The sequence below is a fragment of the Iodobacter violaceini genome (assembly GCF_011601265.1).
GTDB lineage: Bacteria > Pseudomonadota > Gammaproteobacteria > Burkholderiales > Chitinibacteraceae > Iodobacter > Iodobacter violaceini.
The window spans coordinates 399167-423381 of sequence record NZ_JAAOLX010000001.1 but is presented as its reverse complement, the minus strand read 5'-3'; the positions used below and the strand labels follow the sequence as shown (position 1 = coordinate 423381).

At 49.3% G+C, this 24215-nt stretch carries 22 protein-coding genes; 15 read left to right on the top strand and 7 right to left on the bottom strand.

The features are described from left to right. Positions 1-170 precede the first annotated feature (170 nt). The 3 genes from HA050_RS01795 to HA050_RS01785 all read right to left on the bottom strand — a co-directional run bounded on the left by HA050_RS01795 (position 171) and on the right by HA050_RS01785 (position 2161). Positions 171-461, bottom strand: a complete 291-nt coding sequence (locus HA050_RS01795; RefSeq protein ID WP_240928945.1) for a hypothetical protein — start codon at positions 459-461, stop codon at positions 171-173. Between the two features lie 121 nt (positions 462-582). Continuing rightward, positions 583-1074, bottom strand: coding sequence for a DUF7931 domain-containing protein (locus HA050_RS01790; protein ID WP_166821289.1), 492 nt, complete (start codon positions 1072-1074; stop codon positions 583-585). Further along, positions 1052-2161 carry a cupin domain-containing protein gene (locus HA050_RS01785; RefSeq protein WP_166821287.1) on the bottom strand — a complete coding sequence of 370 codons (1110 nt, stop codon included), beginning with the start codon at positions 2159-2161 and terminating at the stop codon, positions 1052-1054. The genes HA050_RS01790 and HA050_RS01785 overlap by 23 nt, the downstream gene beginning before the upstream one ends. Before the next feature lie 51 nt (positions 2162-2212). Here HA050_RS01785 and HA050_RS01780 point away from each other — a divergent pair, with 51 nt between their 5' ends. From HA050_RS01780 to HA050_RS01725, 12 genes are all read left to right on the top strand, one after another. Further along, on the top strand, positions 2213-2680 hold the full coding sequence (locus HA050_RS01780) for a peroxiredoxin (RefSeq protein ID WP_099399778.1): 468 nt from the start codon (positions 2213-2215) through the stop codon (positions 2678-2680). Positions 2681-2684: 4 nt separating this feature from the next. After that, entirely contained in the window at positions 2685-3164 is a 480-nt protein-coding gene (locus HA050_RS01775) for an FKBP-type peptidyl-prolyl cis-trans isomerase (protein ID WP_099399779.1), read from the top strand. Positions 3165-3486: 322 nt separating this feature from the next. Further along, positions 3487-4890 (top strand): alkaline phosphatase, encoded by a 1404-nt coding sequence (locus HA050_RS01770; protein WP_240928944.1) that lies wholly within the window; start codon positions 3487-3489, stop codon positions 4888-4890. Positions 4891-4923: 33 nt separating this feature from the next. Beyond that, entirely contained in the window at positions 4924-6336 is a 1413-nt protein-coding gene (locus tag HA050_RS01765; RefSeq protein ID WP_166821284.1) for an alkaline phosphatase, read from the top strand. Positions 6337-6397: 61 nt separating this feature from the next. Next, complete coding sequence (locus HA050_RS01760; RefSeq protein ID WP_166821282.1) at positions 6398-7087, top strand: hypothetical protein; 690 nt, start codon at positions 6398-6400, stop codon at positions 7085-7087. A 465-nt stretch (positions 7088-7552) separates the two neighbouring features. After that, a complete protein-coding gene (locus HA050_RS01755; RefSeq protein WP_166821280.1) occupies positions 7553-10411 on the top strand; it encodes a ribonucleoside-diphosphate reductase subunit alpha in 2859 nt (952 codons plus the stop codon). Positions 10412-10755: 344 nt separating this feature from the next. After that, entirely contained in the window at positions 10756-10974 is a 219-nt protein-coding gene (locus HA050_RS01750) for a DUF2188 domain-containing protein (RefSeq protein ID WP_166821277.1), read from the top strand. A gap of 79 nt (positions 10975-11053) precedes the next feature. Next, positions 11054-12082 carry an adenosine deaminase gene (locus HA050_RS01745; RefSeq protein WP_166821275.1) on the top strand — a complete coding sequence of 343 codons (1029 nt, stop codon included), beginning with the start codon at positions 11054-11056 and terminating at the stop codon, positions 12080-12082. Positions 12083-12090: 8 nt separating this feature from the next. Beyond that, complete coding sequence (locus HA050_RS01740; RefSeq protein WP_166821273.1) at positions 12091-12636, top strand: hypothetical protein; 546 nt, start codon at positions 12091-12093, stop codon at positions 12634-12636. 8 nt (positions 12637-12644) lie between these two features. Next, on the top strand, positions 12645-13199 hold the full coding sequence (locus HA050_RS01735) for a hypothetical protein (RefSeq protein ID WP_166821270.1): 555 nt from the start codon (positions 12645-12647) through the stop codon (positions 13197-13199). Positions 13200-13275: 76 nt separating this feature from the next. Next, positions 13276-14358 carry a ribonucleotide-diphosphate reductase subunit beta gene (locus HA050_RS01730; protein ID WP_166821268.1) on the top strand — a complete coding sequence of 361 codons (1083 nt, stop codon included), beginning with the start codon at positions 13276-13278 and terminating at the stop codon, positions 14356-14358. Positions 14359-14498: 140 nt separating this feature from the next. Continuing rightward, positions 14499-14717 carry a hypothetical protein gene (locus HA050_RS01725; protein WP_166821265.1) on the top strand — a complete coding sequence of 73 codons (219 nt, stop codon included), beginning with the start codon at positions 14499-14501 and terminating at the stop codon, positions 14715-14717. A gap of 561 nt (positions 14718-15278) precedes the next feature. Here the strand turns inward: HA050_RS01725 and HA050_RS01720 are convergent. Continuing rightward, a complete protein-coding gene (locus HA050_RS01720) occupies positions 15279-15920 on the bottom strand; it encodes a phosphatase PAP2 family protein (RefSeq protein WP_166821263.1) in 642 nt (213 codons plus the stop codon). A 248-nt stretch (positions 15921-16168) separates the two neighbouring features. On the opposite strand from HA050_RS01720, the gene HA050_RS01715 reads away from it, so the two are divergent. From HA050_RS01715 to HA050_RS01705, 3 genes are all read left to right on the top strand, one after another. Then, positions 16169-17977 carry a PAS domain-containing protein gene (locus HA050_RS01715; protein WP_166821260.1) on the top strand — a complete coding sequence of 603 codons (1809 nt, stop codon included), beginning with the start codon at positions 16169-16171 and terminating at the stop codon, positions 17975-17977. Further along, complete coding sequence (locus HA050_RS01710; protein ID WP_166821258.1) at positions 17977-20418, top strand: two-component system response regulator; 2442 nt, start codon at positions 17977-17979, stop codon at positions 20416-20418. Before HA050_RS01715 ends, HA050_RS01710 begins: the two co-directional genes overlap by 1 nt. Before the next feature lie 379 nt (positions 20419-20797). Beyond that, complete coding sequence (locus tag HA050_RS01705; protein ID WP_166821255.1) at positions 20798-21853, top strand: extracellular solute-binding protein; 1056 nt, start codon at positions 20798-20800, stop codon at positions 21851-21853. A gap of 138 nt (positions 21854-21991) precedes the next feature. Here the strand turns inward: HA050_RS01705 and HA050_RS22280 are convergent, their stop codons facing one another. From HA050_RS22280 to rsgA, 3 genes are all read right to left on the bottom strand, one after another. Then, positions 21992-22117, bottom strand: a complete 126-nt coding sequence (locus HA050_RS22280) for a hypothetical protein (protein ID WP_277344347.1) — start codon at positions 22115-22117, stop codon at positions 21992-21994. Between the two features lie 101 nt (positions 22118-22218). Next, the gene (locus HA050_RS01700) at positions 22219-22689 is read right to left on the bottom strand and encodes a DUF1097 domain-containing protein (RefSeq protein WP_166821253.1); all 471 of its coding nucleotides are present in this window, start codon (positions 22687-22689) and stop codon (positions 22219-22221) included. 258 nt (positions 22690-22947) lie between these two features. Next, on the bottom strand, positions 22948-24012 hold the full coding sequence (gene rsgA, locus HA050_RS01695) for a ribosome small subunit-dependent GTPase A (RefSeq protein WP_166821251.1): 1065 nt from the start codon (positions 24010-24012) through the stop codon (positions 22948-22950). Positions 24013-24215 lie beyond the last annotated feature (203 nt).

The following is a 24215-nucleotide window of genomic DNA, read 5'->3' as shown; positions in this document are numbered from 1 at the left end:
AAATTGTTTTGTGCTTTGATTGTAAAGGCAGAATTGATCTGATTATGATTTTTTAATGCCAGAGGAATGATTTGATTCTGGTCTTGATTTTAAGCAGTATTGAATGCGGGAATAGAAAAACAAAAAGCCGGCCTTGCGGCCGGCTTTTTTAAAGCGATGCTACTGGCTGATTACTTAGCAGCAGAAGCTTCGGAAGCAGCAGCTTCGGAAGCAACAGGAGCTGCTTCAACAACAGCAGATGCTGCTTCAACAGCAGGTGCAGATGCTGCTTCAACAACAGCAGATGCTGCTTCAACAGGAGCTTCATCTTTCTTGCCGCAAGCGGACAGAGCAACAGCGATCAGAGCAGCAACTAGCAGGGACTTTTTCATTATGAACTTACCTTTGACAGAGACGAATGGGACAAACGAAATTAAATAGGTGCAATCAACCGTGGATCGATGCTGAAAAACTGCAATCATTCAGTGACCGACCGACAGCGCAAATAATATCACGTTTTATTTGAAAGAACAGTCCAACACATTATGAATACAGCTATTTAGGCAAGAATTCTGCAACGCCATGTAACAACATGTTAAATACCTATAAATATATACGTTGCCATTCATTACTCGGGCTTGATTGCTCCCAAAGAGCATTAAATTGTTGTTGCATCATCGCAACAATATGCGGCTCGGTTGTGATTTCTCCACGTGCCCAATCAAAATGATAGCGGTGTAATAAGCAGGTTTTATCCGCCAGAATAAAGCCCTGTTGCCAGCTGGAGCAAGATTCATGGGCAAGACGCAATTCAATTTTTGAAGGAAATTTTTCTGTCAATTGTAAAAATTTCGGACATCTCTGGCTAAGGTATTGAGTATCAAAAGCAATCAGCCGCAGATGAGCTGCTGGCTGAGATGTAAAAAATGCCCATAAAGCATCAAAAACGGCTTTGCTGCCCAGATCACAGTGTGAAAAGTTGCGCTCGCAAAGGAGTAATTCATGTTGCGCCGAAGCCAATAATTGCGCCACAGCGGCCGGGTAAGCCGCATAGGCATCAAAAGTTTGGGCTTCAGGAAAGCTGCAGGTAGCCATATTCGTAGCATTCATAAAGAATAGTGATCAGGCTTTCAGGGTAATCAGCCGCAGGCAATTTGCGCTGATCGGCCAGTTTTTGCAGCCAGGGCAGCGCTTCAGCCTCAAATTCCAGCGCTTCGCCATTGGCATAAACCCGCTCAGATTCATAAAGCATCAGTGCTTTGGCATCGATTTTAATGCCGCCCGCTGCCACTGCTGCGGCAAATTCATCAAAATCCAGTGGCTCATCCGGCTGATCATAAAATACATGAGGCTTAGGCTCGGTGAAATAACTGCCTACAAAGCGACGGATGGTTTCGTCGTTCCATGTGATGTTTTTCAGCATTTCACCGATTTGCCCGACAAATTCGTTATCGATTTCTGCGGGTTTATGGGTGGGCTGGCGCTGCGGGTCACTATACATTCCCTCAAGACACAATTCGTCCTGCAGAAACTCTAAGAATTTACCTGCGATTTCCTGGGTTTTTGGTGCTCTGAAGCCGATGGAATAAGTCATGCCTGGCTCCATTGCTACGCCATAATGGGCGTACATCGGCGGTAAATACAACATATCGCCGTGTTCCAGCACCCACTCCTGCTCAGGATGAAACTCTTTTAATACCCGGATGGGCGCGTCTTCAATAAAGCCGCTGGCGTCGTCGCTTGAAATTTGCCAGCGTTTCTTTCCGCCCACTTGCAGCAGAAATACATCGTAAGAATCGTAGTGAGGGCCAACCGTGCCGCCGGGTGGCGCGTAAGAAATCATCAGGTCATCTAGCCTGGTGTAAGGCAGAAAGTTAAACTGATAAAGTAAATCTTCAATATGCGGAACCAGATGGTTCACATTTCCGACTAATACAGTCCAGTCAGTTTCTGGCAGGCGGCTGAAGCGGGATGCTCTGAAAGGGCCGGATTCGGCTTTCCAGCGGCCCTCTTTATATTCAATCAGTCTTGATTCCACATCGCTTTGTTGGGCAAGGGCTGTGAGGCGTGCGTAATCAATCAGCTCGGGAAAATTGCTCCAGGCATTACGGATGAGTAATGGTTTTTTTTGCCAGTAATCTCTTAAAAATTCTTCTGGACTGAGTCCGCCTAAAAGTTGCATTTTTTTGCTCTATAACAGAATGGATTACAACAATTATCGCATGGAGAACACATGCTGAACGCAGGAGACAGAGCGCCAGATTTTATTTTGCCTGATGCTCAGATGGAAAATGTGCAATTAGCGCAGTTTCGGGGCCAATCTCATCTTGTGTTGTACTTCTTTAATAAAGATCACACGCCCGGTGGTATTACCGAGGCGGTTGAGTTTAGTGATCGTGTCGCAGCATTTCGGCAATATGACACAGTTATCCTTGGTGTCAGCATGGATGATTGCTTGTCGCACGAGCAATTTCAAGACGAGCAGGGCATAGAATTCGACTTATTGGCCGATACAACAGGCGAAGTAAGCCGGCTCTATCACGCTCTGCATGAGTGGGAGGCACATGGCGTGGTAAGATACGGCATAGACCGTTCCACGTTTGTAATCGATAAGGACGGCGTGATCCGCCATGCGTTTTATCACGTTGTCCCTAAGGGCCATGCGGCGGAAATTCTTAAACTCGTGAAACAGCTAGGGTGAACCCATGCAAATTGCAAAAAATACCGTTGTAACCTTACATTATGAAATGTTTGATGCCTCAGGCAAGCAAATCGACAAAACTGAAGAGCCGATTGCTTACCTGCACGGAGGTTACGACAATGTCCTGCCTCTGGTAGAAGAAGCGCTGGAAGGCAAAAACGTGGGTGACAGCATTGATGTAACAATGGAAGCAGAAGACGCTTTCGGCGAACACGATGCAGATTTAGTACGTGAAGAAGAAAAATCTTCGTTCCCTATGGAAGTTGAAGCCGGCATGATGTTTGAAGCCGATGATCCTGAAACAGGCGAAGTATTGTTATTCCGTGTTACAGAAATCGAAGGCAACCGCGTTGTAGTAGATGCTAATCACCCATTCGCCGGTATGACAATTCGTTTTGTTGGTACCGTTTCAGATGTGCGTGAAGCAACTGAAGAAGAGCTGGAGCACGGTCATGTGCACGGCGAGCACGGCCATCATCACTAAGATGATTTTGGTTTGATTGAAGAGAAAGCGGGCTCAGGTCCGCTTTTTTTTGTGCCCCTCAAACGGTCGTCATTCAGTTTTTGGCAGGAAAAACCGCTTTGAGCGGGTTGTTTTGCAGGGTGTAAATATTACACTTTTGTAAATGTCATATTTCTGCAGCATGGTTTTTTTGCAATGAAATGTCATTTATTTGCCATTTTTCGAAAGAAAATAAGGCAGCCTGTGTGACTGAACTGTAATTGAAATATTTTATTAGCATAAATGTAACAAATATTTAAGAAAACAGGCTTACCTTGCGCTCTTCCTCTCTGGGAGCGTCAAATTGAAACGCCTACTTATTACTGGCCTGATGGCCAGTGCATTTTCTGCGGCGGCGTCTGCTGCACCTAAAAACGTTATTTTCTTTCTTGGCGATGGCATGGGTTTAACCACCATGACCGCTGCGCGCATCTATGCCGTGGGCGAAGACGGTGATCTCACGATGGATACCCTGCCAGAAACGGCCTTTATCAAAACGTATTCAAATGATGCACAAGTCACGGACTCTGCCCCGTCGATGTCCGCCTATATGACAGGCGTAAAGATGAATAATGAAGTCATCTCTATGAGCCCGGATACCAAGGCATCAGATGCGGCAGGCAATGCTTACCTGAGCGGCGCCGACAGCCGCTGCCCTGCTGACAATGGCAAGCCGGTTCGCACCTTGCTTGAGATTGCCAAAGCGGCGGGCCTTGCAACGGGCGTGGTCACCACAACCCGCGTTACCCATGCCACACCGGCAGCAAGCTATGCCCATATTTGCCACCGCGATGCAGAAAACGATATTGCCGCCCAGTTTGTGCCGGGAGGCAAGGGCTATAACGTTGCCTTGCAAGATGGTGTGGATATTTTAATGGGCGGGGGCAGGCAGTTTTTCACTCCTGCCAGCGCTAAGGGCAAACGCACGGATGATCGAGACCTGGTTGCAGAATTAAAAGCCAGGGGCTACAGCATTGCCGCAAACCGTGCAGAGTTTGATGCTTTGGATGCAGCAAAGAGCACTAAGTTTGTTGGCTTATTTACAGCCAGCCATATGAGCTACGATCTGGACCGCGATCCGGCTAAAGAGCCAAGCCTGGCAGAAATGACAGTTAAGGCTTTGCAAGGTTTAAAGAAAAACAGCAAGGGCCTGTTTCTGATGGTGGAAGGCGGCCGTATTGATCACGCTTTGCATGAAACAACGGCCAAAAAAGCACTGCAGGATACCGTGGCATTTGATGATGCAATTAAAGCTGCGATCACTGAAGTTAAAAAAACGGATCCGGAGCTTAAAAATACCCTGATCGTGGTAACGGCAGATCATGACCATACTCTGGTGCTGAATGGCTATGCTAGGCGTACAGGCAAATCGACGGCCACAAATCCCGGCGTATTAGGCCTTGTAAAAGATGTGATTGGTAATAAGGCATCATTAGATGCAGAGGGCATGCCTTACACCATTATTGGTTTTGGTAATGGCGAAAACCGCGCACAGGGCGAGCGTAAAAGCTTTGCTGCATTAGATGACAGCACGGTGTTTGCAAATACCTATCACCAGGAAGCGGCGATTCGCAGAAATGCAGGTGATGAAACCCACGGCGGCACCAATGTTTTTCTGGGTGCGATGGGCAAGGGGAGTGAGCGGTTTTTTGGTGTGATGGATAACACCCATGTATTTAAACTTATTCGCGAAGCTGCCGGCCTGTAAGCCTGCCCCTGCACAGATCAAGGAATTATCATCATGATGAAAAAATCACTCCTAGCAACGGCCTGCCTGCTGGCTTTTGCACAGGGCGCACAGGCTGCAGCCAAGAATGTTATTTTCTTTTTAGGCGATGGCATGGGGCCGGCCACGGTTACGGCGGCACGTATTTATAAGTACCAGGAAGAAGGTGCTTTAAATATGGAGAAGCTGCAAAACGGCCAGTCCCGCACGGCCCGCATCAAAACCTATTCTAACGACGCCCAGACAACGGATTCTGCACCTTCTATGGCTGCGTATATGACCGGCGTAAAAATGAATAACGAAGTCATTTCGATGAGCCCGGATACGCAGGCCGCTGATGCAAATGGCAATGCTTATTTAAGTGGTGCTGATCATAAGGGCTACGACAGCATCTGCCCGGCAGAAAATGGCAAGGCCGTTGAGACCATTTTAGAAATCGCAAAGGCTAAGGGTAAGGGCGTGGGGGCGATTACCACCACCCGTATTACCCATGCCACGCCCGCCACAACCTACGCCCATGTTTGCCATCGCGATGCAGAAAACACCATTGCCATGCAAGCCGTGCCAGGCGGTGAGGGCTATAACAGCAAGCTGGGTGCGGATGGGCTGGATGTGCTGATGGGGGGCGGCAGAAAGCACTTTTTACCTGCCTCTGTTAAAAGCGGAGTACGCACCGATGGCCGTGATTTAGTCGCTGAAATGAAAGCCAGGGGGTATCGCTATGCCAGCTCAGGCAGCGAGCTGGCAGCGCTGGATACCCGCGCAACGGAGAAGTTGTTTGGCCTGTTCAGTGCCAGCCATATGGATTACGAGTTAGATCGCGTTAAAAAAAATCTGGATCAGCCCAGCCTTAGCCAAATGACCAGCAAGGCCATTGAAGTACTGGCCAAAAAACCGGCGGGTTTCTTTTTGATGGTAGAGGGCGGGCGTATCGATCATGCCTTGCACGGCAATAATGCAAAGCGCGTGATGGAAGACACCATTGCCTTTGATGATGCAATCAAAACCGCTTTGGATGAAATGCAAAAACGCGATCCGGGTTTAAAAAACACCCTGATTGTGGTGACTGCAGATCACGACCATACGCTGACAATTAATGGTTATGGTAAGCGGGGCAGCAATATTCTGGGTACGGTTAAAAACTATAAAGATGGCTCCGAAGCCAAAGACGCGGATGGCATGAATTACACCACCCTGGTGTTTGGTAATAGCTCAAACCGCAAGCCTGTTCGCACCATGCTGACAGAGGCCGAAGTGCTGGCCGATGATTATCAGCAGGAAGGCGGTGTGCGGGTGAAAGATCAGTCAGAAACACATGGCGGTGGCGATGTCATGCTGTTTTCGGCGGGTGCGGGGTCTGGTGTATTTAAGGGCACCATGGTCAATACCAAAGTCTTTGATTTAGTGAAGCAGGCATTCGGCTTTTAATAGTGAGTAATTAAAAACAGGTCAGCGTGGTGCTGGCCTATTTTTGTAAGGAATTGATACAGTGAAACACCTTTTCAGCGCTTTGATTATTGCCGCAGCCACATTCAGCGCCCACGCAGCAGCCAGCCCTGATATCGCCGCACTGGTGACTTATGAAACACGGATGGTGAGCACCGAAGGCGTGACTAAAACAACCCGTTTTCAAGAAACATGGCTGCGCACACCCCGCCGTATCTGGAGTGAGCGCCTGGTGCCTCAAAACGCACTGCCCGAAACACGCGGGCAGGAGAACAATCCCAAAGGGCACGAGGGCCACAGCCATAGTATTAATTTTGCGCTGGCGGGCAAATCGGTTGAGCTGGGAGATAAGGGGGAAGTAAAGCTTCATTTTATTGATCGTAAAATGCGGCAAGTGATTGAAATGGGCGCTACAGATTTTCGTGAAATGGGCTTTGATGGCCAATGGGAAAGTGCCGCTTATATGCTGGACAGGCAGCAGCTAAAAACAATGGATAAGCGCGGCATTCCCGCCGCAGCTGGCGAAGTGTGGCTGGAAACCCGCAAAAACGGCATGTATACCCTGGTGCTGTGGTCAGAAAAACTACAACTGCCACGGCTGATAGAAACCGGTAAAGAAGATGGCGGCAGCTGGAGCCGCATTACCGTAGAGCCGCAAGCCATGCCAAAAGCAATGCCATGGCCCGATACAGCAGGCTACAGACAAAGAGACTATATGGATTTACTGGATTAAGCCGGCTTTGCCAGCGGCTATCGCAGGCTGCGGATCGTCTTTTGAATACTGCATGAGCGGCGCTTTTCTCAGCAAGGCGCCGTTTTTTTCTGGCCAGCAAAAACAGGGCATGATTGTTTATTAGGCAATTAATGCTGTCTCTGGGGTCTGGGGTGTTTATGCCATTGGTGTGCTTTTTTTAACGATGGTTTATGCTGTGATTTGTCGTTTTTTTTATGATGTCGTTTTCCTGCTACAGCGCTCAAACCGCATAAATACTCGCTTTGCGGAAGCTGCTTTTTTTTGTACATTCGCAGCCTTTTTTCTTGCCCATCATCTGCTTGCCACTTTCCCCGAAAGACACTAGTATTTGTGTTAACTCTTCTTGTTAAACACTACATATAGTGTTTCTCCACAAGAAATCCACAGAATTATCCACAGCGAGACGTGCCCACTCAGCCGCACGCGCAACTCAATGAGAGCCCTATGACCGATAGCGTTAACACTGCTCAGCAGCACAGCAGCTATGCCGATTACAAAACCATTCGCCGCGATGGATCGGTGGTGTCTTTTGCACCTAATAAAATCACCGTAGCAGTGACCAAAACGTTTATCGCTGTATTAGGTAGTGATGCCGCTTCCAGCGCTGCCGTGCGCCAGAAAGCCAGCTTATTAACTGAATCCGTGGTGTCGGCGCTGATGCGTCGCAAGCCGGAAGGCGGCGCGATTCATATTGAAGATATCCAGGATCAGGTTGAGCTGGCGCTGATGCGCGCCGGCGAGCACGATGTAGCCCGTGCCTATGTTTTATACCGCGAAGAGCGCAGCAAAGAGCGTCATTCCCGCTTTGAGCCTGAGCATCATCACGAAATCAATGTGCTGTACCCGAATGGCAGCAGCCGCCCGCTCGATTTAGCGCAATTAAAAGCGCTGATCGCTTCTTGCTGCAAAGGCCTGGAAGGCACTACCGATCAGGCCGCGATGCTGGCTGAAACCCTGAAAAACGTTTACGACGGTGTACCGAGCGACGAAGTTCGCCGTGCACTGATTATGTCGTCGCGTCAGCTGATTGAAAAAGACCCGGCGTACAGCTTTGTAACTGCACGCTTACTGCTGAACAATCTCCGCTCTGAAGTTTTGGGCAAGGAAGTGAGCCACGAAGAAATGGCATCGCGCTATGCCGATTACTTCCCGCAATTTATCAAGCGCGGTATTGATGCTGAGCTGCTGGATGAAAACCTCGCTCAGTACGATTTAGCCAAGCTGGGCGCGGCGCTGGATCACAACCGTGATTACCAGTTCGGCTACCTTGGCCTGCAAACCTTGTACGACCGTTATTTCCTGCATATCGAAGACACCCGTATCGAGCTGCCACAAAGCTTCTTTATGCGCGTAGCGATGGGCCTTGCGATGAATGAGATCAACCGCGAAGAGCGCGCGATCGAGTTCTACAACGTCTTGTCCAGTTTTGATTTTATGAGCTCGACCCCAACGCTGTTTAACGCCGGCAGCCGTCGCAGCCAGCTTTCCAGCTGCTACCTCACCACTGTTTCCGATGATCTGGAAGGCATTTACGAAGCGCTGAAAGAAAACGCGCTCTTATCTAAATACGCTGGTGGTTTGGGTAATGACTGGACACCTGTGCGCTCCCTGGGCAGCCATATCAAGGGCACCAACGGCAAGTCGCAAGGGATTGTGCCTTTCCTGAAAGTAGTGAATGACACCGCTGTAGCGGTAAATCAGGGCGGCAAGCGTAAGGGCGCGGTGTGTGCCTACCTTGAAACCTGGCACGCAGATATCGAAGAATTCCTGGAAATGCGTAAAAACACCGGTGATGACCGTCGCCGCACGCATGATATGAATACTGCCAACTGGATTCCTGATCTCTTTATGAAGCGCGTGATGCAGGGCGGCGAGTGGACATTGTTCAGCCCGTCCGAAGCGCCTGATCTGCACGACAAGTTTGGTAAAGATTTTGAACAGGCTTACGTGGCCTACGAAGCAAAAGCGGCGCGTGGCGAAATGAAAATCGCCAAGAAGATTCCTGCGCTGGGTCTATGGCGCAAGATGCTTTCCATGCTGTTTGAAACTGGCCATCCATGGATCACTTTTAAAGATCCTTGCAATATCCGCAGCCCGCAGCAGCACGTTGGCGTGGTGCACAGCTCGAACCTGTGTACAGAGATCACCCTGAACACCAACGAGAACGAAATTGCGGTATGTAATCTGGGCTCGGTAAATCTGGTGAACCACATTAAAAATGGTGAACTGGATACCAATAAACTGGCGCGCACCATTAAAACAGCGATGCGCATGCTCGATAACGTGATCGACATTAACTTCTACCCGGTACGTAAAGCGCGTGAATCCAATCTGAAGCATCGTCCGGTAGGGATGGGCATTATGGGCTTCCAGGATTGCTTGCATATGCTGCGCCTGCCTTATGGCTCGGATGCTGCGGTTGAGTTTGCCGATATCTCGATGGAAACCGTGGCTTACCACGCTTACTGGGCTTCTACAGAGCTGGCGCAAGAGCGCGGCACTTACCCAAGCTACAAAGGCAGCCTGTGGGATCGCGGTGTATTGCCACAAGATTCGATTAAGTTGCTGGCGGAAGAGCGCGGCGGCTATCTGGAAATGAATACCGGCTCCAGCCTCGATTGGACCCAGCTGCGCGAACGCGTTCGTGTACACGGTATGCGTAACTCCAACTGCCTGGCGATTGCGCCAACCGCAACGATTGCCAACATCATTGGTGTATCGGCGTGTATCGAGCCAACTTACCAAAACTTGTTTGTGAAATCGAACTTGTCGGGTGAGTTCACCGTGGTAAATGAATACCTGGTACGCGATCTGAAAGAGCGCGGTCTGTGGGATGCGGTGATGATCTCTGACCTGAAATTCTTTGACGGCTCGGTATCTAAAGTAGAGCGTATCCCGCAAGACCTGCGTGATCTCTACGCCACCGCGTTTGAAGTAGATCCAAGCTGGCTGGTTGAATGCGCATCGCGCCGCCAGAAGTGGATCGACCAGGGCCAGTCGCTCAACCTCTACCTTGCTGGTGCATCAGGCAAGAAACTGGACGAGCTGTACAAACTGGCGTGGTTACGTGGCCTGAAAACCACCTACTACCTGCGCACCATGGCCGCTACCGCCGCAGAAAAATCCACCGGCAGCGGTGGCGAGCTGAATGCCGTGCCAGTAAATGGCGGCTACAGCAGCACAGCAGCCGTTGCAGGCAGCAGTGCAGCAGAACCCGCTATGGCCGCAATCGACGCAGCATTACCTGCAACAGATATGAAATTCTGCTCGATTGATAATCCTGAATGCGAAAGCTGTCAGTAATAGAATAAAAAAACCCACCATGTTGACGCATGGTGGGTTTTCTTGAAAAGCATGGAAGTAAGGTGTCCCTCTGCTTGCCATTGAGTGCTCTTCTTTTCCTTGTGGGGAACACTGATAGTAGCACTCCTTGGTTATAAAATCACCGTCAAAAATAGATTGAGGTTTTTTTATGACTGAAAAACTTGTGGATGTCTGTGCTTACACACGCCGCCGTTATGGGCGTATCGAGTTTGTCTGTAAGCATCTTCGTTCGATGCCTTCACATTAAGTATTAATGAGTTACAGGCTGCTTTTTGAGGGCTTGTAACTTTATTTTCTTAGTTATCGTCGTTGAGGAGTGTTAAATGAAAAATCAGTGGGTCGTAAAGCATGATAAAAATTGGGCCTTAAAGGGCGAAGGTAATCTTCGTGTGACTAAGGTCTATTCAACTCAAGCAGAGGCAATTCAGGCCGGAAAAATAGCGGCTCAGAGTCAGGAGTCTGAATTAATAATTCAAGGTCGTGATGGAAAAATAAGAGAACGTTCAACTTACGGTAAAGACCCATTTCCACCTAAAGGTTGAATTTTTGTAGTTTGGGTAACGAAGGTGTTACCCAAACTAATTTTATGTATGAACTTGTTAAAAACACCTTGAGAGTCAAATGACCGAAGCCCTGCACCCTGTCGATCAACTGATCCTCGCCTTACCCAAAACCGAGCTGCATCTGCATATCGAAGGCACTTTAGAGCCGGAAATGATGTTCGAGCTGGCGCAAAAAAACGGCATTACCCTGCCTTACGCCAATGTAGAAGAAGTTCGTGCTGCTTATTCTTTTGATAATCTGCAGTCATTTTTAGACCTGTACTACGCCGGTGCCAGCGTGCTGGTGACCGAAGAAGATTTTTACGATCTGACCTGGGCCTACTGCGAGCGCGCTTACTCAGATCATATCGTGCACACCGAGATCTTTTTTGATCCGCAAACGCATACTGCGCGTGGCATTGATATTGGCACGGTTATCAACGGCATTACCCGCGCCCTGCAGGATGCCACCGATAAGCTGGGCATCAGCTCCAGGCTGATCCTGTGCTTTTTGCGCCATTTATCCGAAGCCGATGGCAAAGCCACGCTGGAAGCCGCGCTGCCTTATCTCGCGCAAATTGATGGTGTGGGCTTAGATTCCAGCGAGCTGGGCCATCCGCCTGCCAAGTTTCAGAAGTTATTTAAGCGTTGCCGCGATTTAGGTTTGCCTGTCGTAGCCCATGCCGGTGAAGAAGGCCCTGCTTCTTATATCACCGAAGCACTGGATCTTTTGGACGCTAAGCGTATCGATCATGGCGTGCGCTGTACTGATGATGCCACCCTGGTGGTGCGTCTGGCGACAGAGCGTGTGCCGCTGACTGTTTGCCCGCTTTCAAATTTAAAGCTCTGTGTGGTGGATGATTTATCCAAACATAATTTACGTAATTTGTTGGCAGCGGGCCTGTGCGCCATGGTGAACTCGGACGATCCGGCGTATTTTGGTGGCTATCTCAACGCAAACTTACTCGCTTGCCGAGCTGCTTTGGATTTATCTGCCAGTGAGGTCGTTCAATTGATTAACCATAGTTTTGAAGCATCATGGTTGCCAGACGCCGATAAAGCACGCTGGCGTGCCGAAGTTTTACGCATCGCCTGTATCGCCAAGTGAGTTTTCTGTTGCGATGCAAACGCAGCGTCGCCGCTCTGGCCAGCGCCTTCGTGGCTGCTTGCAGTGGTCAGCCCGCGATGCAAATTGAAAACGGCAGGCTGGTTCCGCCCGCAGGGCAGGGCTATGTGGTGCTGGCTTTAAGCCTGCAATCTTTGTCATCAGACCGGGCTTCGCTGCAAGTGGAGCTGGCCGGGGCAAATGCTAAGCACAGCCTGCGTGCCGATATCAGCCGCGATGTGATCAGCGGGCCAGACAGCGAAACGCGCGGGCGATTATGGGTTTTACCGCTGGCAGCGGGCAGCTATACGGTAAGTGAAGCGTGGGGAGAATGGGCGGTAAACGGATCAAACGGACGGGGCGGGCAGCCGCACTTTAAAATAGAGCGGCAGTTTCAGGTTGCCGCAGGCGAAGTGCTGTATTTAGGCGAGATGAACGCAGCGCTTAATTTTGCCTCTGCCCTGACGTACAGCGATCAGGCACCGCGCGATTTTTATCAACTCAGGCAGTGGGGCGTGCAGGACACCAGCAGCATCACTACCCGCTTATTGCAATAGGCAGCCGAATGTTTAAAAGTTTAATTCTCAGCACTGTTTTATTTTTAAGTGCCTGTGCCACAGCGCCGGTGGCCGTGGTGCAGGGCAAGCTTACTCCGCCAGCGGATCAGGGCTATGTGCTTGTGGCCTTAACGCTTAATTCCTTTGATCAGGATGGCGCCAATGCATGGATGCGCCTGGAGGGGCCAGGTGGCCGCCGTGATTTAAACGCCAGTATTTTGCACGACACCATCGCCGCGCCAAATAAAAATGCTATTGGCAAGCTGCACCTGCTCAGCCTGGCACCAGGCCAATATACCGTGCCGCAGGCTGTGGGTGACTGGAACTACACCGCCGCAGGCTGGCCGCAGCAGCGCCGTGATCAGCTGCCGATAGGGCAAAGTTTTGAAATCAAAGCCGGTGAAGTGGTTTACCTCGGCGAAGTGCATCTGGCACTGAGTTTTCAATCCAGCCTGATCATCAGCGATCAGCATGAGCGCGATTTTTACGCCCTGGGCCAGAAGTATGGCATTACCGACACCAGCAATATCAAAATCCGCTTGCTGAGCAAACCGGCTCCGTAAGCATCAGAAATATTAAAACTCGCCCGCTGAGTGCTACAAATCAGCAGGTATCAACATCAGTAAGACAGGAATAGTAATGCTCAACTTTGACGATGAAATCAGCAGCCCGGCTACCGAAATCAATCTGGATGCCGCTACCGCCAAACGCGTAAAAGCCTCAGATAAACGCGTGATTAACGGCACCACCGACGTGAATCAGCTGGTGCCGTTTAAGCACAAATGGGCATGGGAAAAATATCTGGCGCAGTGTGCAAACCACTGGATGCCGCAAGAAGTAAACATGCAGCGCGATATCGAGCTGTGGAAAAGCCCGAACGGCCTGACCGATGACGAGCGCCGTTTGGTCAAACGCAATCTGGGCTTCTTTGTTACGGCAGACAGCCTGGCTGCTAATAACATCGTTCTGGGCACTTACCGCCAGATCACTTCGCCAGAATGCCGTCAGTTTTTACTGCGCCAGGCTTTCGACGAAGCCATCCACACCCACGCTTATCAATATATTGTTGAATCTTTGGGCTTGGACGAGGGCGAAGTCTTTAACGCCTACAACGAAGTGGCCTCGATCCGCGATAAAGATGAATTCCTGATTCCATTTATCAATATCCTGACCGACCCAAGCTTTAAAACCGGCACGCTGGAAACAGATCAGCAACTGCTGCGCTCTATCATCGTATTCGCCTGCATTATGGAAGGCCTGTTCTTCTACGTGGGCTTTGTGCAAATCCTGGCGCTGGGCCGCCAGAACAAAATGACCGGCGCTGCCGAGCAGTACCAGTACATCCTGCGCGATGAATCCATGCACTGTAACTTTGGTATTGATCTGATCAACACCATCAAAATGGAAAACCCGCAGCTGTGGACCGAAGAATTTAAAGCTGAAATCTACGGCTTGTTCAAGCGCGGTGTAGAGCTGGAATACGCCTACGCCGAAGACACCATGCCCCGCGGCGTGCTGGGCCTGAATGCCTCGCAATTCAAAGAATACCTGCGCTTTATCGCCAACCGCCGCTTGCAGCAAATCGGCCTGGAGCCAATGTACCCAGGCGTAACTAATCCATTCCCATGGATGAGTGAGATGATTGATTTGAAGAAAGAGAAGAATTTCTTTGAGACACGGGTTACTGAGTATCAGACTGGCGGGGCTTTGAGCTGGGATTAATATTTAATTGAAATAGAAAGGCTGCCTTTGGGCGGCCTTTTTTTTGGGGTGAATATGAAATATTTATTTTTTTATTTGTGATCTATTTTGTATATTCACTTTACTTAGGCCATAAAAGAAGAGTAAAAATATCCTCAGGTATGATTGATAAATGGTTAATTGACAATAACTATTTAATAGATCCATTGGATGGTTGTGAAAAAAGTATAAATGCGTGGGTTATGCCTGTGAATGCTGAGGTAATTGCAAAGAATGAAAAAGGCGTATTTTTTAAGATTAAATTTTCTATCGGTACTGTTTTTAGAAACAGGTTTAATAAAGAAATAGAATGTATTGAGATATTTGAGATAGATGCTTAAATAAACGTAGGTTGGGCATGTTTTATCTGCCCAACGTGCAATGCTGAATCGAGAACTGGGCTCAATAAAGCATCTAAGATTGCCTGTTTATTCTGAAATAGATTGAATTGATGGTGTGTTTGATCGGTACTTTTTAGTGCCTTCGGCACGTTGATTTAGGTGCGGGAATCCCCCGCAGGGGACTCACTTTCTTGAACGGCCAAGAAAGTAAGCAAAGCAGGCCGCCCCGGCCAGCACGAAATCCCCTCACTGCGGACAATCGAGTCGGCGGCTGCGGGACTCACTCGCTGCGCTCGTTCAAACATCCTCGCCGAAACCCCGCCCCGCTTGTTCCTCGCTTCGGCGTGCTTCAAGGGGAGACTTAAGCCCCGTGCGATGAGTTGTGATATTAATTCGCTGGGGTGAAAATTCTCTAAAGCTAAAGCTAAAGCCAAAGCCAAAGCCAAAGCCAAAGCCAAAGCCAAAGCCAAAGCCAAAGCCAAAGCTAAATCGAAGAGCAAGCCTGATTGTTTGTCTCCGTCTTTGCTTTTCTCCGTGTATCAAGATGTGGGTTTTGCGGTGCTAGGGCTGCTTATTTTCCTCTTTTTGATGCAGGTCCTGCCTTGTATAAATCTTATTGTGCCCGATCAGCCATCTGGCGATGTCTTGCTCCCATGTGTAGGAGGGGATGTGGATGGCGGTTTGGGGTTGCGACCACATGATGAACACCAGTGCGGTAAAGGCGATGGGGATGAGTCTTTTCAGGGGGGCGAAGCTTTGGATGCGGGCTTTCCAGAATGGGTGCACAACCATATAGCCCAGCAGCCAGCCTGAGATGACTTCACTGCTGCTGTGTGCGTTCACTTTCAGCCGCGACCAGCCAATGATTGCGGCGATGATTAAGCCCAGTGCTAAACCTGCTTTGCTGAAGCAGCCTTCTTTACTGATAAATACCCACGCAAATAACACGGGCAGAATGGCGGTGGCCAGCAGGGTGTGGCCGCTGAAGCCGATAAAATTGATGGCAGGGATGCCAAAGCCCATGGCAAAAAAGGCGATTTTGCTGATAAGCGTGATGGTGATCGCCAGCAGCAGGCGCAGGGCAAACCGGGCCCATAGCGGGTGGGCACGCATCAGGGCCAGGCCCAGTATCAGGGCAATGGCCAGCGGCAAAAGTAAGCCGGCTTCACCCAGCCGGGTAATAGAAAACCAGTTCAATAGCATGGGGTATTTTCTGTAATAAGTGCAGGGCTGCATGATAGCGCGTACTTGATGACTTTATCTCGCATTGACGGGGGTATTGCTGCAGGGGCTGTTGTTCAGGTTTGGGTGGCTTGAGTAATATTATATTTGCTTACATGGTTATTGCTGTTTTTTATTGCCGCCTGATCTGTTTAATGGTGAATAATTTCGTATTAATTACCAGTTATAGATTATAAAAGTAAGCCAGCCCCCTTTTCCGGAGTGCTTGCATGCATCTGCTCTTGCCTGAAGATATTCAGGAGATTTTCCCTTTACTACTGGAAAATGTGCCGACAGGTGTCGCGGTGCTTGATCGCGGGCTGCGGCAGCTGTGCATTAATTCCCGCCATGCCAGTGTTAATCATATGAGCGTGGCAGATCACCTTGGAAAAAGGTTGGAAGAGTTTTTACCTCAGGCTGCGATGGTGATCGAGCCCAAGCTGCAGTTTGTGCTGGATACCGGCAAGCCGCTTGTAAAGCAGGAGATTCGTGGTAAAGCGGGCGTGGATGGGCATACGGTGCACAGAATGGCTTCGTATTATCCCTGGAAAGGTCAGGCGGGAGACATACGCGGGGTGCTGGCAATTATTCAGGATTCCACGCTGGATAATGTGGCCGAGCAGCTTTTGCAGAACAGCCAGCATAAGCTGCTTAAGGTTCTGGATAATTTATTTTCTTTTGTTGGGGTATTAGAGCTGGATGGCACCTTATCCGAGGCCAATCTGGCGCCGCTGCTTGCTGCTGGCCTGAGTATCGATGATGTACGCGGTAAAAAATTCTGGGATTGCTACTGGTGGTCTTATGATGAAGCCATTCAGGCCAGGCTGATTGATGCGATTAGCCGCTGCAGGCAGGGCGAAACGGTTCGTTATGATGTGCCTGTCAGAATGAAAAACAACAGCCGGATGTGGATCGATTTTATGCTGGCCCCTCTGCGGGATGAGGAAGGCAATATCACGCATCTGATTCCTTCGGGCATGGATATTACCCAGCGCCATCAAAGCGAAGCGGCTTTGCATTTATCCGAGGAGCGTTATTTTTCGGTGATTGAATCATCCGATGACGCCATTATTACTAAATCATTAGACGGCATCATTCTCAGCTGGAACTCTGCGGCAGAGCGTTTATTGGGCTATGCGGCGGCAGAGGCGATTGGGATGTCTGTCAGCCGCTTATTTCCGCCCGGTCAATTGAGTGAAGAAGCCTCCATTTTGCAGCGCATCGCAAGCGGCGAGCGGGTGCCTTCATTTGAAACTGCGCGTATTCATAAAAATGGCAGCGAGGTACAGGTTTCGGTCACGATTTCTCCGCTTCGTGATCGCCAGGGCGTGGTGGTGGGCGCGTGCAAATTAGCCAGGGATATCAGTGCGCAGAAACGTCAGCGGGAAGATCTGCAGCATGCCCTTGATGAAAAAACGGCGCTGCTGCACGAGGTGCATCACCGCGTAAAAAATAATTTGCAAATTGTGTCCAGCCTGCTGAATTTACAGGCTCGGAAAGTGCCCCCCGAAGCCATGCCAGCGATAGCAGAATGCCAGGGGCGCATCAGCGCAATGGCGCTGGTTCATCAGCTTTTGTACGAATCTGATCATCTTTCTGATGTGAATTTAGCTGATTTTTTGTCCCGCCTGGTGTTTCTGATGGAGGCCATCTACGGGGTGGCAGAATCTAAAATAAAACTCGTTTTTTTAGGGGCAGAGCCTGAGGCCACGCTCGATGTCACGAGGATTATCCCTTTTGGCCTTGTGATTAACGAGCTGGTTTTAAATGCCATTAAGCACGCTTTTCCAACAGAAAAATCAGGCCTGATTGAAGTCGGCTTAAAGCTGCTGCCTGATCAGCAACTGCAATTATTAGTGCGTGACAATGGCTGTGGCTTACCCGCGCAATTTAGCTGGGATCAAAAAACAGGCCTTGGATCGCAGCTGATTCCCATGTTTGTCAATCAGCTGCAAGGGCGCTTGCTTACGGAATCATCCCCTGCTGGTGCCAGCTTTATTCTTTTAATCAATGAATATAAAGCGCAAAGGGATGGCTGATGAAGGCTGAAAACATCTTAATCGTGGAGGATGAGCCTGTTGTTGCCTTAGATTTGCAGCAAACACTGGAAGAAATGGGCCATCAGGTGTGCGCTATTTCGATCAGCATGGAGGGGGCGATCGAGGCGGTTGCATCCCATCAGCCCAGCTTATTACTGATGGATATTCATCTGCAGGGCCATGGTGACGGCATTGAGGCCTGCCATGAAATTTACCGGCACTGGCAATTGCCTGTTATTTTTTTATCAGCCTATGCCGATGAAAAAACAGTGCGGCGCGCCGCTGTGGCCAAACCCTTTGGCTATTTAACCAAGCCCTACAATAAAAAAGACTTAAACGCCGTGATTCAGGTAGCCCGCTCGCGCCACGATGCAGAGCAGGCTTTGGCAAAATCAGAGCAAAAGCTGGCCATTGCCATCGAGGCTGCAGAGCTTGCCACCTGGGAGTGGGAATCCCCGCATGATCATCTGATTGGGGATGAGCGTTTTCAGCTGATCTGGGGAAGCAGCCTGCAGCCCTTTATTGCCAGCTTATCGGCGATGCTTGCCAGAGTGCACCCGGATGACAGACATAATGTTGAAAGCACTTTACGGACACAGGGCTTTTTTAAGTGCGATTTCAGGGCGCTGCGCGATTCTGGTGAATATGCTTATTTAGAAATGTTTGGTCATTTGCGTATAAACAGGCCGGAACAGAAGCTGGTGATTGGCGCACTGAGAGATGTGACACCGCGCAAAAAAATGGAAGAAAGGCTGCAGCAGGCCAGCATTGTATTCAGCACCATTTCCGAGGGCATTATGGTGCTGAATACCGATGGGCGTATTTCATCGGTAAACCCTGCGTTTTGTAAATTAACAGGTTATGCGGAAGAAGCGGCGCTGGGGCATTATGCCGCCGAGTTTATGGTTAACCGCCGCGATATGGAAATCTCTTATGCTGATATTGCCTGCACAGCCAGCGGTTTCTGGGCGGGCGAGGTAGGCTGCAGGCGCCAGGATGGCACCATCTTACAAACGCTGCTGCATATTTGCACCGTAAAAGATCAGCACGGAGAAGTACTGCAATTTGTGCAAACGTTTTCAGATATCTCGGCCATCCGGGAGGCCGAGCGGCAGTTGCTGCATCTGGCCTACCATGATCCGCTGACCGGCCTTGGTAATCGTTATCTGCTTGATCAGAATCTTGAGAGCGAATTAGCCAGAGCATTCAGCCATCAGCGGGTAGTGGCGATTATGTTTATTGATCTGGATGGGTTTAAAGCGATTAATGATTCTTTAGGCCACCATATTGGTGATCGCGTTATTCAGGAAGCGGCGGGCCGGATTGTTCGCCAGATTCGCCGCCACGATGAGGCTGTTCGCCTTGGCGGGGACGAGTTTGTGGTGATGATTCCTGATGTGCTTTCTTCTGGCGAAGGCTTGCTGGTGGCTAATAAAATTTTAAGATCGCTCGCCGCCCCCATGCAGATAGACGAACAAAAGCTGGTGATTGGGGCCAGCATCGGCGTGGCGTTTTTTCCGCAGGATGGCCAGACACTGAGCGATTTACTCAGCGCTGCAGACAGCGCAATGTACGAGGCCAAACGGCAGGGCAAAGGCCGGGTGTGTGCTTATTCAAGCGATTTAGTCGAAAACGTTCGCACCCGGCTCAATTTAGAGCAGGGCATGCACGGCGCATTGCAAAGAAATGAGTTTGTTCTTTTTTATCAGCCTGTAGTTGATTTATATGAATCGCGTGTATTAGGGTTTGAAGCGCTGATTCGCTGGAATCACCCGGAATTTGGTTTGCTTCCCCCGGATAAATTTATCAGCATTGCCGAAGATACAGGCTTAATAGAATCAATTGGCAGCTGGGTATTGGATCAGGCTGCAGCGCAAATTAAAAAATGGGCACAGCCGGGGCGGAAAGATTTATTTATGGCGGTGAATGTTTCGGTAAGGCAGTTTCGCGGTAACTATTTTTTAGATGAATTAAAAACGGTGATCCAGCGCCATGATATTTTTCCTGAACAAATAGAAATAGAAATCACCGAATCAATGCTGCAGGATTTTCACAGCATCAGAAAAATGGTGCTGGGCATGCGTGAATTAGGCGTGAGTGTAGCGATTGATGATTTTGGCACCGGCTATTCATCACTGGCTCTGCTTAAATATCTGCCTGTTAGCCGAATTAAAATTGACCGCTCTTTTGTTATTTCCCTGCCGGGTACGGCTCGCGATGTGGGGCTGTTTTCGGCCATTATGCAAATGGCGAACAGCTTGGAACTAAATGTGACTGCTGAAGGCGTAGAAACATTTGAGCAGTCACAAATCTTACGCACCATGGGCTATCCGGCAGTGCAGGGGTATTTTTGGGGGCGGCCTAAGGCCGCTGAAGATTATGATGAAGCGTGGATTAAAAACAGCAGCGTAAGCGGTTACTTTTTGGCCGGAAATAAATAAGCTGATCTGCACTTTATATCAGCGCGTTTTAAACGGCATGAATAAAGACGGGCCGGTTTTTTTATATTTAATCTTTTTCGCCTTAAGCAAAAAACAGCATTGTGATTTTTTTATAAATAATGGACGGATTCAGGCTGACTGTGCCATTTTGTTGTTTTTTAAGGCGCGTCTTCGCAATATTTTTAAATATTTATATATCACGACAGGTGAAAATTCTTCGTGTAAAAAATGCCAAATCACTTTATGATTGCTATTGCAATTTTCTTGAGTTCCTTAGTTTGGCACTTTATAATTAAATTTCGGTTTTTTTATATATTTTCTTTTAATTTGCTGCTTGGGAACGGGTTTTTTCGTAAATCCACCTGGATTGAGAGTCAAAATGAGACGCTTCTTTTTGCGTTCGGTGTTTGGGTTGCTGTGTGTCAGTGCATCATCTGCTGCGTGGGCTGCTGAAGTTTTGCGTGTTTTAGCATGGCCGGGCTATGCAGACGGTGACTGGGTAAGCGAGTTTGAAAAGCGCTTCGATGCACGTGTTGAAGTGACTTTTATCGATACAGATGAGGCGCTGTGGGACAAACTGAGCAAAAACCGGGGGGAAAATTTTGATGTTTTTGCCGCCAATACGGCAGAAATGCAGCGCTATATTGATCAGGCCATTGCCGCTCCAATTAAATCAGCACGTATTCCGAATACTAAAAAACAATTACCCCGGTTCAGGCGGGTTGAAAAAATACCCAGTATTAACCGGGATGGGTATTTATATGCTATTCCTTTTGTCTATTCTGAAATGGGCCTGATTTACGATAAAAAACAAATGAAGCAAGCACCTGCTTCTATGAATGAGTTATGGAATAAAAAATATCTTGGTAAAGTTGTTTTGCATGATGGCAGTAATCATAATTTTAGCTTTACTGCCCTGACTATTGGAATTAAAGATCCGTTTAATTTAAATAAACAGGAAATGGCACGGTCGGTAAACAGGCTGCTGGAGCTGCGTGATCAAAAACCATTTTTTTATAACAGCCCGGAAGAAGGCACTCAGGCTTTTATAAAAAACAAAGCCGCCTTAATGTTTGCAAATTATGGCATGCAGCAGCTTAAATTATTACGCGCTGCCGGGGCGGATGTGGGTTATATCGTGCCAAAAGAAGGCGCTCTGGCATGGCTGGATTGCTGGGCAATCAGTATTAAGGCAAAAAATAAAATGCTTGCAGAAAATTGGATTAATTTTATGCTGGATAAATCGGTGAGTAATGAATTAACTCAGAGGCAGGGGCTGGCCAATACGCTGAGTAAATCTAATTTATCTGCACGCGATAAAATTATCTGGATTCAATCGTCCGAAGATTTTGCTTTGCGCTCGCAATATTGGGATCGTATCCGTGCGGGCAATGCCAGAAATGGTAATAACAGGCCAAAAAAACCAACTGTATAAGCTGGGTTTTTAATATATATTTCTGATTAAATCTGCTGCAGAATGCCTGCTTTGGCTGGCTTTATTTGCGTGGGGCAGATCAGGCATGGCGTCCGGCAGCGAACGCCTCGCAGATGGGTTTACAAAGGGTTTTCAAACTTATTTAGCGAGCAAAGGCAGGGCATCGCCACCGTGTTTTTTAATCTGTTTAGCTGCTTTCTTTTCTTTGGCGCTCAGCAGCGGTTGCTTCTTTGATTCTTTGAGGCTTTGCTTAGACTTACTCATGGCACGGCTCCTGTTGGGTACTGGCAAATGCACAGTACGCATTCAGTATAGGCCGATGTAAGAGATATAAAAGCCAGAATTAAGGAAATATGTGCCTTGATTTAATCTTTATTTGAGTGGCGATCAAAGCGTGCTGCAAGCCACAAGCCACTGTTTTTCATGGCAAAACCAAAAATCAGCCCCATCAGCAGTGAGGCACTCACAAGCTGCCAGTTGCCATTTGCTGCAAAAGTGGCACAAGCGCCAATAAATGTGCCCGGTATAAAACTCAGCCAGCGCTGTTTAGCCTGAATACACATCAGAAACGCCACCACGCCAGTCAGCAGATAGCCTGCGATCTCTAGGTGAGGTGCAATCGCGCTGCCCTGAATAATCACCATGGCCCAAAATACACCGCTGCAGCAGCTTAATGCGCTGAGCAGCAGGCCACGTATGCCGCCTTGCGGGCAGGCAAAATAAGCCGTACAGCCTAAAAATCCTGCCCAGCTTAATAAGCCCAAAGAAACAGCCGCCCAGCCCCAAAGGCTGGAAAGCGCGCCTGTGGTGATGGCAATCATGAGAAGTGGATTCATTGTTTTCAGCAAAAAAGGCCGAAGTGTAGCGGATTAAGCGGCTTTCTTTTTGACCAGGATCTAGTTTTTACGAGGCCTGACGACAGGCGGCACAGGCTGCCAGCCTATTTATTGGTTTAAGCAATGAGGTACGAAACGCCCGGCGTTTCGTACCTGCTTATTGAATGCGATGTTAGTGAATCGAGTGGGCTTCAGCCTGGCAGGTAGTTAAGGCTGCTCTTGTCTGCTGGTTAAGGCAAGCCTGCTGTCTGCAGTGGATTAATCGATATGGCTTTTCCTTTTGTTTCTGGCGCTTTTGCTGATGATTTTCCATTTGGCCAGCTGTGCTTGTTTTTGCAAGGGCGTCTGGCTTTCTCTGCTTTGCTCCCGCAGCAGTTTATGAAAGCTTTTTAGCCTGTCGCTGCTGATTTGCCCGCGCACAGCGCAGCCAGGCTCATCCTGATGCTGGCAATCCCTGAAACGGCATAGGGCCGCCTGCGCCGTAATATCGGCAAAAGCGGCGTGGATGCCTGCTTCATCGCTATCCAGGCTGATGGTGCGCAAACCCGGCGTATCAATAATGCAAGCGCCATTGGGGCAAAGGTGCAGGCTGCGCGAGGTGGTTGTGTGCCGCCCCCGGCTGTCATCCATGCGTACTGCACCTGTGTCCTGCACCCGGGCGCTGATCAGGGTGTTGGTCAGTGTGCTTTTACCTGCGCCGGATGAGCCAAGCAGCACCACGGTCTGGCCTGCAGCCAGCCAGGGTAATAAAGCTTCTCTTGCAGAATCTCCCCGGCCATCCAGCGCCAGCAGCCCGATATGGGCGGGCAGGTGGGCACGGGCCTGAGCCATTTTCTCTGCCGCCTGTGGTGAGCAATCGGCCTTGCTGAGCACCAGCAGCGGGGTTACATCATTGGCAATACAAAGGGTGAGATAGCGATCCAGGCGGCGCAAATTAAAATCGTGATCCAGCCCCATTACCAGCAGGGCCAGATCAATATTGGCGACTAAAGCTTGTTTTTGCCCTTCGGTATTACGGCGGCTGAGGCGATTTTTTGCCGGAAGAATGTTTTCTATCCATGCGTGATCCTGCTGGCTGAACAGCACCCAATCGCCCACGGCCAGCGTTTCAGCCCGGCTTTGCAGCGCATGATAAAGCGCAGGCCGCAGCTGTGCAGGCTGTTCAGATGCACCATCGTGCAGCATAAAGCGATCACGCTGAATATTGCTGATTCGGGCCAGCTGCAGCGGGCTGCTGCCTGGCTCTGATTGAATAAGGTGAAATGCTTGTAAAGCGTGCTGGTCGAAGCCGATCGCACGCAATTTTTCTATAGAGGGGTACATGGTCTTATCCGAAAGACGAGTCAGAAAGCCTAGCGCAGCGCAGGGGCTGCCAGGCAAGAAGCTGGGCCGGTCGGATAAAAGTGGCGGTTTATGCCTTGCTGAGATATCCGACCGCAGTAGAAATAGGCGCAGATGTATTCATGGCTTGTCCCCGGTCGGTGAATGGAAGTGGCAATTTAGGCTGGCTTGCCGCCTGGGTCAAG

What these genes read in the sequence shown, in the direction of transcription:
- HA050_RS01785 (WP_166821287.1), bottom strand. Translation starts at nt 2,161, where the DNA reads ATGCAACTTTTAGGCGGACTCAGTCCAGAAGAATTTTTAAGAGATTAC.
- HA050_RS01705 (WP_166821255.1), top strand. Translation starts at nt 20,798, where the DNA reads ATGAGACGCTTCTTTTTGCGTTCGGTGTTTGGGTTGCTGTGTGTCAGT.
- HA050_RS01795 (WP_240928945.1), bottom strand. Translation starts at nt 461, where the DNA reads ATGATTGCAGTTTTTCAGCATCGATCCACGGTTGATTGCACCTATTTA.
- HA050_RS01775 (WP_099399779.1), top strand. Translation starts at nt 2,685, where the DNA reads ATGCAAATTGCAAAAAATACCGTTGTAACCTTACATTATGAAATGTTT.
- HA050_RS01730 (WP_166821268.1), top strand. Translation starts at nt 13,276, where the DNA reads ATGCTCAACTTTGACGATGAAATCAGCAGCCCGGCTACCGAAATCAAT.
- HA050_RS01765 (WP_166821284.1), top strand. Translation starts at nt 4,924, where the DNA reads ATGATGAAAAAATCACTCCTAGCAACGGCCTGCCTGCTGGCTTTTGCA.
- HA050_RS01780 (WP_099399778.1), top strand. Translation starts at nt 2,213, where the DNA reads ATGCTGAACGCAGGAGACAGAGCGCCAGATTTTATTTTGCCTGATGCT.
- HA050_RS01755 (WP_166821280.1), top strand. Translation starts at nt 7,553, where the DNA reads ATGACCGATAGCGTTAACACTGCTCAGCAGCACAGCAGCTATGCCGAT.
- HA050_RS01710 (WP_166821258.1), top strand. Translation starts at nt 17,977, where the DNA reads ATGAAGGCTGAAAACATCTTAATCGTGGAGGATGAGCCTGTTGTTGCC.
- HA050_RS01725 (WP_166821265.1), top strand. Translation starts at nt 14,499, where the DNA reads ATGATTGATAAATGGTTAATTGACAATAACTATTTAATAGATCCATTG.
- HA050_RS01745 (WP_166821275.1), top strand. Translation starts at nt 11,054, where the DNA reads ATGACCGAAGCCCTGCACCCTGTCGATCAACTGATCCTCGCCTTACCC.
- HA050_RS01700 (WP_166821253.1), bottom strand. Translation starts at nt 22,689, where the DNA reads ATGAATCCACTTCTCATGATTGCCATCACCACAGGCGCGCTTTCCAGC.
- rsgA (WP_166821251.1), bottom strand. Translation starts at nt 24,012, where the DNA reads ATGTACCCCTCTATAGAAAAATTGCGTGCGATCGGCTTCGACCAGCAC.
- HA050_RS01735 (WP_166821270.1), top strand. Translation starts at nt 12,645, where the DNA reads ATGTTTAAAAGTTTAATTCTCAGCACTGTTTTATTTTTAAGTGCCTGT.
- HA050_RS01720 (WP_166821263.1), bottom strand. Translation starts at nt 15,920, where the DNA reads ATGCTATTGAACTGGTTTTCTATTACCCGGCTGGGTGAAGCCGGCTTA.
- HA050_RS01750 (WP_166821277.1), top strand. Translation starts at nt 10,756, where the DNA reads ATGAAAAATCAGTGGGTCGTAAAGCATGATAAAAATTGGGCCTTAAAG.
- HA050_RS01790 (WP_166821289.1), bottom strand. Translation starts at nt 1,074, where the DNA reads ATGGCTACCTGCAGCTTTCCTGAAGCCCAAACTTTTGATGCCTATGCG.
- HA050_RS01715 (WP_166821260.1), top strand. Translation starts at nt 16,169, where the DNA reads ATGCATCTGCTCTTGCCTGAAGATATTCAGGAGATTTTCCCTTTACTA.
- HA050_RS22280 (WP_277344347.1), bottom strand. Translation starts at nt 22,117, where the DNA reads ATGAGTAAGTCTAAGCAAAGCCTCAAAGAATCAAAGAAGCAACCGCTG.